Source organism: Emcibacter sp. (assembly GCF_963675455.1).
Lineage (GTDB): Bacteria > Pseudomonadota > Alphaproteobacteria > Sphingomonadales > Emcibacteraceae > Emcibacter.
The window spans coordinates 1315594-1327829 of record NZ_OY776217.1 but is presented as its reverse complement, the minus strand read 5'-3'; the positions used below and the strand labels follow the sequence as shown (position 1 = coordinate 1327829).

The 12236-nt window shown below is 53.5% G+C and carries 9 protein-coding genes and 1 tRNA gene; 5 read left to right on the top strand and 5 right to left on the bottom strand.

Translation table 11 applies throughout. The features are described 5' to 3' along the window. The first annotated feature begins 42 nt into the window (after positions 1 to 42). Together ACORNT_RS05950 and ACORNT_RS05945 are read left to right on the top strand one after the other, a co-directional pair. Positions 43 to 918, top strand: coding sequence for a dienelactone hydrolase family protein (locus ACORNT_RS05950; RefSeq protein WP_321396724.1), 876 nt, complete (start codon positions 43 to 45; stop codon positions 916 to 918). A gap of 160 nt (positions 919 to 1078) precedes the next feature. Beyond that, the gene (locus tag ACORNT_RS05945) at positions 1079 to 1765 is read left to right on the top strand and encodes a hypothetical protein (protein ID WP_321396720.1); all 687 of its coding nucleotides are present in this window, start codon (positions 1079 to 1081) and stop codon (positions 1763 to 1765) included. A gap of 55 nt (positions 1766 to 1820) precedes the next feature. On the opposite strand, the gene ACORNT_RS05940 is transcribed toward ACORNT_RS05945, so the two are convergent. The 5 genes from ACORNT_RS05940 to ACORNT_RS05920 form a co-directional block, all read right to left on the bottom strand. Beyond that, complete coding sequence (locus tag ACORNT_RS05940; protein WP_321396717.1) at positions 1821 to 3557, bottom strand: EAL domain-containing protein; 1737 nt, start codon at positions 3555 to 3557, stop codon at positions 1821 to 1823. 34 nt (positions 3558 to 3591) lie between these two features. Then, complete coding sequence (locus ACORNT_RS05935; protein ID WP_321396714.1) at positions 3592 to 4017, bottom strand: response regulator; 426 nt, start codon at positions 4015 to 4017, stop codon at positions 3592 to 3594. After that, a complete protein-coding gene (locus tag ACORNT_RS05930) occupies positions 3971 to 7354 on the bottom strand; it encodes a PAS domain S-box protein (protein ID WP_321396711.1) in 3384 nt (1127 codons plus the stop codon). The genes ACORNT_RS05935 and ACORNT_RS05930 overlap by 47 nt, the downstream gene beginning before the upstream one ends. A gap of 178 nt (positions 7355 to 7532) precedes the next feature. Further along, the gene (locus ACORNT_RS05925) at positions 7533 to 9605 is read right to left on the bottom strand and encodes an FAD-dependent oxidoreductase (RefSeq protein ID WP_321396709.1); all 2073 of its coding nucleotides are present in this window, start codon (positions 9603 to 9605) and stop codon (positions 7533 to 7535) included. A 251-nt stretch (positions 9606 to 9856) separates the two neighbouring features. After that, a tRNA-Thr gene (locus ACORNT_RS05920) sits at positions 9857 to 9931 on the bottom strand. Between the two features lie 211 nt (positions 9932 to 10142). On the opposite strand from ACORNT_RS05920, the gene ACORNT_RS05915 reads away from it, so the two are divergent. The 3 genes from ACORNT_RS05915 (at position 10143) to murA (ending at position 12220) form a co-directional block, all read left to right on the top strand. Beyond that, on the top strand, positions 10143 to 10292 hold the full coding sequence (locus ACORNT_RS05915; RefSeq protein WP_321396706.1) for a hypothetical protein: 150 nt from the start codon (positions 10143 to 10145) through the stop codon (positions 10290 to 10292). Between the two features lie 66 nt (positions 10293 to 10358). Next, complete coding sequence (gene dcd, locus ACORNT_RS05910) at positions 10359 to 10913, top strand: dCTP deaminase (protein WP_321396703.1); 555 nt, start codon at positions 10359 to 10361, stop codon at positions 10911 to 10913. 8 nt (positions 10914 to 10921) lie between these two features. Beyond that, a complete protein-coding gene (gene murA, locus ACORNT_RS05905; RefSeq protein WP_321396700.1) occupies positions 10922 to 12220 on the top strand; it encodes a UDP-N-acetylglucosamine 1-carboxyvinyltransferase in 1299 nt (432 codons plus the stop codon). Positions 12221 to 12236 lie beyond the last annotated feature (16 nt).

The window sequence follows — 12236 nt, the reverse complement described above, 5'->3', positions numbered from 1 at the left end:
CCCTGATTTTTCAGGGGGAGCCATTTTTGAAAGGAGACGACCATGAAACTGAAACCCCCACAGGATGTCTATGATCTTTATGACGGATATTGCCACGGAGACATGGACCGGCGAAGTTTCATGAACCGGCTCGGCACCTATGCGGTTGGCGGGGTGACCATGGCGGCGCTGCTGGATAGCGTCATGCCCGATTACGCCAGCGCCCAGGAAGTGCCGGATAGTGATCCCCGGATTGTCGCCGAACGGATTACCTATTCCTCCCCCATGGGGGCCGGCACCATGGGCGGCCTTTATGTGCGACCCGCTGATGCAAAAGGCAAGCTGTCCGGCATTGTCGTGATCCATGAAAACCGGGGCCTTAATCCGTATGTAGAGGATGTGGCCCGCCGGGCGGCGCTCGGCGGCTATCAGGTGCTGGCGCCGGATGCTCTTTACCCCCTCGGCGGTTATCCCGGAAATGACGACGACGGCCGGACCATGCAGGGCAAACGGGACCCCGAGAAGATGTTCGAGGATTTTGTCGCCGCCGTGAAATATCTGCAGGGCCGGAAGGACTGCACCGGCAAGGTCGGCTGCGTCGGCTTCTGTTACGGCGGCGGGGTGTCAAACCTGCTGGCCGCCCGGGTGCCGGACCTTGCCGCGGCTGTGCCTTTTTACGGTCGGGCGGCCCCGCTTGACGAGGTCGCCAACATCAAGGCCCCGCTGATGATCCATCTGGCAAGTCTCGACAAACGCATCAATGAAGGCTGGCCGGCCTATGAAGCGGCGCTGAAACAACATGGCAAACAATATGAAATGTTCATGTACGAAGGCGCCAACCACGGCTTCCATAATTATTCCACCAGCCGTTATGATGCAAAGGATGCCAAACTGGCGTGGGAAAGAACCATGGAGTTTTTCAGGAAACATCTGGGCTGAGAAACCGCTTTAGAAAGAAGCGAAAAACCTGCCACTTAAAGAGTATTTTTCTGCCTGAATGTAAGGCCCGTCAGCAGGTCTTCATATCCCATTCAGTATAGTTGTAGTTCCCCCTTATTGTGTTACAATGCGCAACCAATAATAAATAAGGGGAGTTATCATGTCTGCATTATATTTTCTGTTTGCCTTGTTGGGATTGATGAGCGTTTTCGGCTCATTGATCTATGGATTTCATTATGACGCCGCGGCGCCGGTGGAGAATTATATTTACAATGTGGCGCTTTACGGGATCTGGGTGTTCGTCCACATCCTGATGGTTCTGCCATTCTTCAAAAGGATGGTCTATGGTTCGCCAAAAAGCTCCGGCATTGAACGGCGGGTTTTCATCACCGTGTCAACGCTGACCTGGTGGGCGGTCTATTATCTACATCAACCAGTCCCCGGCCCGGCGCTCGAGCTTGGTTATTGGGCTGGATTTGCCGGCGTATGTTTGTCGTTACTGGGCTTTTTCGCATTTCTCGAAGGCTTCACCTTCGGCGCCCTTCGCGCTTTTGTCGGCGTCGATGCAGAAGCCCTGTCCCATTCGGCAGATGATGTGGCGCCGCTCAATATGGCAGGCAGTTACGCCCGTGTGCGCCACCCCATGTACCAGGGGGCAATGATAGCAGGCGTCGGCGGGTTGCTGATCCACCCCCATATGGGCCAATTGATGTGGACGGCCATGATCGGCCTGACCTTCCTGCTGTTTATTCCCTATGAGGAAAGCCAGCTTCTGAAACGCCGGGGCGAAGAATACCGCGTCTATATGAAAAATGTGAAATACCGGGTATTTCCCTACATCTGGTAAAAATGTTCACCCCATACCAACCCGGCGCATACTGGGGCGCGTCGGGGAGGATATGTTACGCTCTCCGACTGACCGGGATATGACCTGCCAAAGAATTCCCGGCCAACAGGCCCTCCTCCAACTCCTCAATGGGCTGGGGGCGACCCAGATGATAGCCCTGCGCCTTGTGTATGCCCATCTCCCGGCAGAAGGAAAGATGGTATTCGGTCTCAATCCCCTCCGCCACAATAGCCAGCCCAAGAGAATGAGCCATGGCCGACAGGCCCCTCAGAAGAGACCGCGACCGGCATTCCTCCGAAATCCCCGGCATCAGTGAACGGTCGATCTTGACCGTCGAGATTGGAAAGTTCTGAAGATGCGAAACCGAGGAGAAACCAGTCCCGAAATCATCGAGGGCAATGCGACATCCAAGCCCGTGGAGCTCTTCGATCACATCCCGCTTGCCCTGTGTATTATCGAGAAGCGCCGTTTCCGTCAGTTCCAGTTCAAGAAGCTCCGGCGGGATACCATTTTTTTCAAGCTGCTTCCGTATAAAGTCCGGCAAATGCTGGTCGGTGAGTTGCACAGGTGAAATATTCACCGACAGGGTCAGGGGAATATGCGTCTTCTGGTTCCAGCGCGACAATTGCTCAAGGGCTTCCCTGATCACCCAACGTCCTATCGGCAGGATAAGGCGAGATTCTTCCGCAATCGGGATAAAGACATCGGGGCTCCTCATCGTATCATCAAAGGTGCAACGCACCAAGGCCTCGAAGCCGCAGACATGATCATCCGAAAGGTTTACGATCGGTTGGTAATGGAGAACAAACATGTCCTTTTCGATGGCCGTGTGAAGCTTGTGCTCGATGTCGTAGCGGACGGAAAACTGTTCCTGCATTTCCTGTTCGAAAAAGCAGATCTGATTCTTGCCAAGTTTCTTGGCCCGGTACATGGCAATATCCGCAAATTTGAATACTTCTTCCGAGCTGGCACCATCATCCGGATGAATGGCTATACCGATGCTGGGGGCCGTTTTCACCTGCGCGGGGCCAATCTCAAAAGGTGCGCCCATGGCTGACAGGATCCGCTGGGCAACCTTGCTGGCATGCTGGGTGTCCCTGAGATTGCCAAGAATGATGGCAAACTCATCACCGCCCAGGCGGGCAAACAGCTCCTCTCCCCTCAGGTTTTTCTGAATCCGGTCGACGACTTTTTTAAGCAACTCGTCCCCCACGTCATGTCCGTGGGTGTCATTTACATATTTGAAATTATCCAGGTCAATCAACAGAAGGGCAACTTTATGTTCCTTCCGGTTGTTATTGGCCAGCGCCAGTTTCAAGGTTTCGTCGAACATGTAACGATTGGCAAGGCCGGTCAGGCTGTCCTGTTCAGCCAGTTCCTTGACCTTGCTGTAGCTGTCGTAAAGCTTCCGCTCCAGATCGAACCGCGTCTGAGCGTTGAGAATGGCCCGCCGGAGCCGGGTTGCGTTGATTTCGCCCTTGACCAGAAAATCCTGGGCGCCGGCCTTGAGACATTCCTGCGCGATTTCCTCGTCCTCGGAATTACTCATCATGACAATCGCCGTGGAAACCTCTTTTGGAACCGTTCGCAGCTCCAGAAGCATTTCTATACCATCCCGCTGGGGCATTTTATAATCAAGAAGAACAACATCAAAATGTTGCTTATGGAAAAGCTTAAGGCCGTCTTCCACAGTAGTTGCTTCAGCAACCTCGCATTGAGCGTCCGTTCGCTTCAAAGTACGCTTGACATGTTCGCGGTCCACGATATCGTCATCTACTAATAAAATATTCATCGTTATTATGGCACCCTGATTTTAAAAACTGGTCTCAATTTTCGGGAAGATGCACGATCTTCCAGTAGCCCTGCAGCACATCGATAACTTTCATGAAACTTTCATGGGTTTCGTCCTTTACGAAATACCCGGCAATATGCTTGCTATAGCTGGCATTGATGTCTTCCTCGGCCCGCGAAGTGGTAAGTACAAAAACCACACTTTCGTGCAACTCGGGATCGTCGCGGATATAATCCAGGAACTCCAACCCGTTCATGCGCGGCATCTGTAGATCAAGAAGGATGATATAGGGTGGAATGACCGTATTATTCTTCAGAAGATGCAGGCCCTCGACACCGTCATGAGCCCGTACAATCGGGTTCGCGATGCGTTTTTTCCGAAACCCGCGCTCGATATTCATGGCGTCCACATCGTCATCTTCCACCAACAGCAAGGTAACTTCCTTGGTTGAAGCGTCCATTTTCCTTCTCCAGGCTAAAATTAGATTCGGCCGCTCTGGGCCAATGCACCTCTATCGCGGTCCCGCTCTGACCATCAGATTTGATGGCCAGAAATCCACCGTAATGTTCGGCAATTTTCTTCACGATTGCCAGCCCCATGCCGCTGCCCTCAACCTGGTCCCTCGGCTTCAGGGTCTGGAACATTTCCACCGCCTTATGCTGCAGATCAGGCGGGATGCCAGGCCCGTCATCCTGAACGGAAATCAAATGACTTTGGGGCAGACTTTCGTAGTGAACGAAAATTTCACCGTTGTCGCGGTCATGATGTTTGATGGCGTTGGAAATCAGATTTCTCAACACAATTTCCAGCGGCGCTTTCGGAATCTCGATTCCAACCTCCGGCGCGGTGCAGATGAAGCCCTCCGGATGGTCCAGCATGCCAAAGATATCGGCAACCATCTGGTCCAGACAAACCGGCTCGCTTTCATACTCATACCGGTTGATTCTGGAATAACTCAGCAGGTCACTCAGCAGCTTCGCCATCCTGACTGTCCGGCTTTTCAGAAGTTCCAGATGTTCCTTCGAGCTTTCCGGCAGAACATCCTCGCAGTCTTCCTCCAGCCAGCCAACTATTTTCATAATGGCATTAAGCGGAGATTTCAGATCATGGGAGGCAATATAGGCAAACTGATCAAGGTCGCTGTTGGATTTTTCCAGTTTCTTAATAAGTGTTTCCCGCTCGGTCACATCCCGGGAAACCCCCAGAATGAAGGATTTCCCACTGGCATTTTCAAACCTGATTTTGGTGGTAAACAAGGTCCGTTGTTCACCATTAGGGAAACTTATGGTTTCCATGATTTCAGACCTGCCTTCCTCGAAAGCCTTTCTATCCTGCTCAAGAAACAGGTCGACTTCTTTCGGGACAAATTCTTCCAAAGTCGTATAGCCAACCACCTTGTCCCGTGTCTCTTCCGGGTAAAGGGACAGAAAGGCAGGATTGGCGTAAACAATACGGAATTTTTCGTCTTTGACAAAAACCGGATCCGGATTGTTTTCCGTGATCAGGGCCTGGAACGACTGCAACTCCTCCAGCCTCATAGACAGTCTTTTCTGTTGCTGGATATCAATGATATGCGCAACAACAAAGTTGACTTCGCCTTCTAAATTCTTGACCGCTGTCGCAGAAAACATGCCCCACACCTTTGCACCACCTCGTTTAAGAAATTCCTCTTCCGCATGAATGGAGGTCGCCTCACCCGTGAAGACTTTCTCCGCATCCTCATCTGCGGATTTCATCTCACCCGCTGGCAGGAGTTTTTCCAGCGACATTCCAAGGAGTTCTTCCCGCCTATACCCCAGCCAGCGACACAGCGCGTCATTGACCTCGACAATCTGCTTATCTTTATCAAAAACGGTAAATCCGCTGGAAGATATTTTCATGGAGGCGTTAAGCAGAGCGTCGGTCCGCTCCAGCTTTTCCTCGGTTGCCTTTATTTCACTCAGATCCTGCACTACCCCGGTATAAAACCTTCCCTCTGCTGAATTTCCTTCCGTAACCTGAAGGCCGATTGGGAAAATTTCACCGTTCTTGCGTTGTGCGGTAAAGGTGTTTCGCTTGCCGATCACGGTCGGTTTATGGGTGGTATGATAATCCTGGATATATTTATCATGTGCCGAATGATAAGGTTCGGGCATCAACTGATTGAGATTCTTTCCAATCAGTTCTTCCCGTGCATAACCGAACATTTTAACGGCCGCGTTATTAACTTCCTGGATGAGTCCCTGATCCGATATAACAATAAGCCCGTCAACCATGGTATCCAGAGCATCCGACTGGCGCTGATACAAGGTGTTATAGAGTTCTTCCTGATTTCGACCCCGAAAATATTGCCAGGAAAGCCATGCCAGAGTCAGCAACAGGACCGAGATCAGACCAATCACCATGGCCCGCATCGGAGATCCGTGCTGTCGGTAGAATTCGGGCGTGGTACGCAAACCTATCGTCCAGTTCATCTCTGCGAGGCTTATGGACGTGCTGAGTTCCGCCGCCTCTATGGCATCATCATTCGCTGCCATACTGAACAGAATAGTTCCGTCCCGTCCCGTGAGATTAAGCTCATATCCCTGACGACGCGCCAGGTCACCATATGCGGAGAACAGTTTTTCAACACCGACGATGGCCAGCACCCATCCCTCGAATCGGTCTTTCACGAAAACAGGATGGCTGGCCAGAACGGCTTTCCCGCCCTGAACCAGATCGACCGTCGGGGAAAACTCACTTGTCCTGTTCAATCTGGACTGAGTCAGCATGTGCAGCCGATTTGGCTCAAACCCTATACTCAAACCAACCACACTTTCATTACCCTTGAGCGGTTCGAGCCAGCGAATAATCATTTCCGGATCAATCCACTCGATCGCGACAAGCCCCGGGAAATCTTTGTAATAGTTGGCGGCATCATGGTACCATAACTCTCTGGACATGCCACCCATGACGTCCCAGCGTGCCGACATACGCCTCAAGAGGGTTGCCACGCGCTGCATATCCTCCCCGATCAGAGCCGACATCCGTTCTGCATCACTCTTCAGAATGTCTTCGTAAGTTCTGGCCTGTATCTGCAAAAAGGACATTTCGAGGAAGATCAGGAGGCCAACCACGAAAGGCATCCCCCAGGAGGCAAACCAGTATGTTTGCGGCTGACGGGAAGCTGACAAAAAGAAAAACCGCCTTCCCAACAACAGCAGGGCAGTTCCCAGAATGATAAAACCAACCGAGGTATGTATCGCCATCTGCGACAGACCAAACCAGCCATAGGCCACCTCCAGTCCAGTCAGATAACCCAGAACGGAAAAAAAACCCATCGACAGGACAAATCCTCCAAGAACCGTCGATACGATATAAGTTTTGAGATATTTCTTGCCCGTTAAAGACAGAAGAATCAGACCCGTAGAAGACATGATATAGCAGAGTGTTGTATTCAGCGACATACGCCCCGGATGGGGAGACGCAACGGTGATATAGTGATCCATGAACAACTGATCCAGCCGCAGATCCACACCCGATATATATTCAGCCAAAGTACCGGCCGCCAAGACCAGGGCAAGTGACGCCGCAGGAAGGGCATAACGCGGTTGGCGGAAATTCAGGAAAAGGGCTGCGCCACCACAAAGGATAAAATTCAGCGCTGTGTTATATTGCATCGGAACGAAGCTGCTATGGACCTGAACAAGGGCGGGCAGGTGCATATACCATCCGAAAATAACAATCGTGCCCAGAAGGACCGGCAACAGTGCGCATATCATCCCCGGTGTTATGATGGCAGATACAGCCCCCCAATTCTTGATATATTCAGCTTTCATTCAGATCCTCAAACCCCGTACCACGACTGACAGAATTACATTTTCTGTGCCTGTATTAATTGAATGAGAAATACCTTATATACAATAAGTTTAGGTATTCTTAATATCTGAATAACTTTATATTCTTATGAGTTTGGTGACTTAAACCATTCGACCTTAAACAGGTCGCCAGGCATTTTTATCCAGAGAACACCAGATTATTTTCCCGTTTGAAGTGAAGGCTGATATCGACGGGATTATCCAGCTGTCGCGCATACTGATGGCCGGAGTAGACCGCCTGGGCGATGGTGCCCGGCGCAAAACAATCTCCGATTGCCACAACCTCTTTAATACCGGTCGCCCTGTATACCTGCGGTTGACTCAGATAATCCTGATAGAGAGCATCCTGCGGTGCCCGGGACGTGACCGGTATAAAACAGTCCGCCTGCAGTTCTGACGGCCGGTCAGTATAGGTACAGCTTAGATGAAATTTACCCTGCCGGATTTCCACAATATTGCGGCTGCAGATAATTTCGACACCCAGGTTCAGTAACCTCGCCTGAATACGCCTTTGTTCCAGGGTTTGTTCGGTCCACCCGGCCACACGATCCTCTGTCGTCACATAGATAACCCTGCATCCCTGATCATGCAGTTTCTCGGCGATACAGTTTGCCATGAAATAATGGTCGTCATCATACACGACAACAGTCCGCCCTGCGTCCGGCACCCGACCTTTGAGGATGTCATCAACAGACAGCACCTGGCACGACCCGTCAACCGGAATTGGCATATAATGACTGCGTCCCAGACCATCAGTGCGCCAGCGGGCGCCTGTGGAAATCACTACCCTTTCGAAACCAAAAGCGAGTATATCTTCAGACGTCAGCGGACTGTCGCGGTAAATATTCACCCGGGGATGGCGGGAAAGCAGCAGGCTGCGGTAGTCAACCACCCTGATCCATTCCTGCAGCCCCGGCAGGCCGGTGGCGACATGATGCAGGTGACCGCCGAGGATCTTGCTTTTCTCAGCCAGCACCACCTCATATCCACGGTTCGCGAGCGCAAGGGCGCATTCAAGTCCGGCCGGTCCGGCACCAACCACCAGGACTTTATCTTCCGAGCGGGCGGGGTCTATTTTTTCCGGATGCCAGCCTTTTCTGAATTCCTCGCCCATGGTGGGATTCTGGGTGCACCGGATGGGCACTCCCTTGAAGTCGCCGACCGTACACATATTGCATCCGATACATTCCCGAATTTCATCGGTTCGGCCCTGTTTGATCTTCTGCGGCAGAAACGGATCGGCAATCGACGGCCTGGCCGCGCCAATGAGGTCGATCACGCCCCGTCTGATCATTGAAACCATTGTATCCGGGGATGTAAACCGGCCCACGCCAACCACGGGTTTACTAGTGGTTTGCTTGACGAACCGGACGAAATCTTCCTGATAACCTTCCTTTGCCCAGCGTGACCCCTGGGTATCATTTTCCCATCCGGACAAATTCACGTCCCACAGGTCGGGAATATCGGCCAGCAGGGAAACAATCTCGCGTCCCTCCTCCTCGCAGCGCAATCCCTCGGATCCCATCAACTCATCCACGGCAAGCCGCAGCGCGACAGCACATTTGTCTCCGACGGCGTCCCTGGTATCCATCAGAACCTCCTTCAGCAGGCGCACGCGGTTTTCCAGACATCCGCCATATTCGTCACTGCGCTGATTATAGCGGGCAGACAGGAACTTCATCAGCAGGGTATAGTTGTGACCGGCATAGGTATAGATGATGTCATATCCCGCCTGCCTGGCGCGCAGGGCGGCATCCCGATGCCATTGGCGGAAAGATTTGATGTCAGCCTTGCTCATCTCCCTCGCCTGATACGGGTCATTGTCACAGGGAATATGGGTCGGTGCGACAGGCACTATGCGGGAGAAATCATTACTCGCATGGGATCCGTTGTGCACAAGTTCGATTCCGGCCAGTGACCCGTGTACATGCACCTTGTCCACCATGTTGATATGTGTCGGCAGGTCGCTGTCATCCCACAGACGCATCAGGGCGCCGGGCGACAAATCACTGCCGGGATGTATTTCACATTCTTCGGTGCAGACCGTGCCCCAGCCGCCTTCTGCTTTCATTTCACGCATGGCCGCCATGGATTCCGGATATCTGTGCCCCATGCCGTTGCACTGCGGCACCTGGTAGAACCGGTTCGGCGCCGTCACCGGCCCAATGGCAACGGGCTCGAATAAAATGGCGTGATGTTTGGCGACTGACATTCGCACTCTCTCCCCTGACCTGTAAAACTGTTTTTACCTTTGAAGTTGATAGGGACCATTAAACCAGCTTTGCACGGATTTATTCAACAGGAAACATACCGATCGGAAAATTTTCATCTGCCCGGAAAAAATAAACCGGGATAATTACCGGCGGGTAAAGTGCAGACCGGGGGGAGTGCGCAAGATCTAGGGGAAACTCAGGGGCCGGCAATATGACGCCTTCAGCGACTACCGGAAACTTTTGAAAGAAATGGTGCCGCTGGAGAGAATTGAACTCTCGGCCTCGTCATTACCAATGACGCGCTCTACCACTGAGCTACAGCGGCCCGAAAGACGGGCGGGCAGGTGTCCGCATAAGACTCCTGCCGGAATGGCGCGGAACATGCCATAGCTTTTTGCCCTGTGCAAGACCTAATAATGGAAATAATTGCGAAAAGCCGGACAAGTGCGTAAAAAGGGAAAACAACGCTGCCGCCGCTGCCGGGGAAGCCATATTCCGCCCCCCTTTTGCGGCCATAACCCAAAGACAGACGATAGATGACAGACAAAAACAAAGACCCCAGACAGGAACAGCAGGAACGGCTGGCCGAGGCGCTGCGGGAAAATCTGAAACGACGCAAAATCCAGAGCCGGAAACCGGCCCCGGCTCCAAGGTCTCCCGGCAAAGGCCCCTCCGAAGACTCCTGACTTGTCAGCCCAATTTATCTGGGCTAAGACAGAAAACGGAAATATTATTTAAAAGGATTACACCAGATGGCCATTATGTCCGATAAATGGATCAGGGAAAAAGCCCAAAACGAAGGCATGATTGAACCCTTTGTCGACCGGCAGAACCGGGAAGGCGTGATTTCCTATGGCCTGTCCTCTTACGGTTATGACGCCCGGGTGTCCGAGGAATTCAAGATCTTCACCAATGTGGACAGCGCCGTCGTCGATCCCAAGGATTTTTCCCAGAAAAGCTTTGTCGACCGGCCGAACGACGTCTGTATCATTCCGCCGAACAGTTTCGCCCTCGCCCGGACCGTGGAATATTTCCGCATCCCCGAGGATGTGCTGGTGATCTGCCTCGGCAAATCCACCTATGCCCGCTGCGGCATCATCGTCAATGTGACCCCGCTGGAGCCCGGCTGGGAAGGCCATGTGACGCTGGAATTTTCCAACACCACGCCACTGCCGGCTAAAATCTATGCCAACGAGGGCGCCTGCCAGTTCCTGTTCCTGCAGGGCAATGAACCCTGCGAGGTCTCCTATAAAATGCGCTCCGGCAAATATATGGGCCAGACCGGCGTTACTCTTCCCAAATTGTAAGGACTAATATGGACCGACTGGTCATTACCGGCGGTGAACGCCTTGAAGGACAGCTGCCCATCAGCGGGGCCAAGAATGCGGCCCTGCCGCTCATGTGTGCCGGACTTCTGACAAAAGATAACCTTGTTCTTTCCAACCTGCCGCAACTGGCCGATATCCGAACCCTGTCCGATCTGCTGAAGGGGCACGGCGCCAGCCTGACGGTTGAGCATGACGGCGGCCCCCTGGGCGGCGGCCAGAGCCTGTCCCTTTCCACCCCGGACATCACCAGCACCGTCGCGCCCTATGACATTGTGCGCAAGATGCGGGCCAGCATCCTGGTGCTCGGGCCCCTGCTGGCGCGTGAAGGCGAGGCCACCGTGTCGCTGCCCGGCGGCTGCGCCATCGGCAACCGGCCCATCGACCTGCACCTCAAGGGATTTCAGGAAATGGGCGCGGAGATCGAGCTTAAGGAAGGGTACGTGCGGGCCCATGCGCCCGGCGGCCGGCTAAAGGGCGGCACCGTTCATTTCCCCCTGGTGTCGGTCGGCGCCACCGAAAATATCCTGATGGCCGCGACCCTGGCTGAAGGCACAACCGTGATTGAGAATGCGGCCCGGGAACCGGAAATTTCCGACCTCGCTCATTGCCTGAACGGCATGGGTGCCAGGATCACCGGCATCGGCACGGAGACCCTGACCGTTGAAGGAGTATCCAGCCTGCACGGCGCGGAACACAGCGTCATGCCGGACCGGATCGAAGCCGGAAGCTATGCCGTCGCCGCCGCCATCACCAATGGCCGTATTGAACTGCTCGGGGAAAAACTCAAACCGGTTCTGACCGGCAGCTATGATGTGCTGAAGGATGCCGGCCTCGGCTTTGAAGAAACCGACAGAGGCCTGATGTGCTGGCTGAAAAGCGACCGCATTCGCGGCATCAATGTGGTGACCCAGCCCTATCCCGGCTTCCCCACCGACATGCAGGCCCAGGTCATGGCCCTGATGACCCTGTGCGACGGGGCCTCGGTTATTACCGAAACCATCTTTGAAAACCGTTTCATGCATGTGCCGGAACTTGCCCGCATGGGCGCCGACATTACCGTACACGGCAATACCGCCACGGTGCGCGGGGTCAGGAAGCTGCTGGGCGCACCGGTCATGGCCACCGACCTTCGCGCCTCCATGTCGCTGGTGCTGGCCGGACTGGCCGCCGAGGGCGATACCTTTGTCAATCGTATCTACCACCTGGACCGCGGTTATGAAGGACTTGTCGAGAAACTGACCGGGTGCGGTGCAAAAATTATCCGGGAAAAGGCTGACGCCGTCTGATTCTGACGCTATAGTA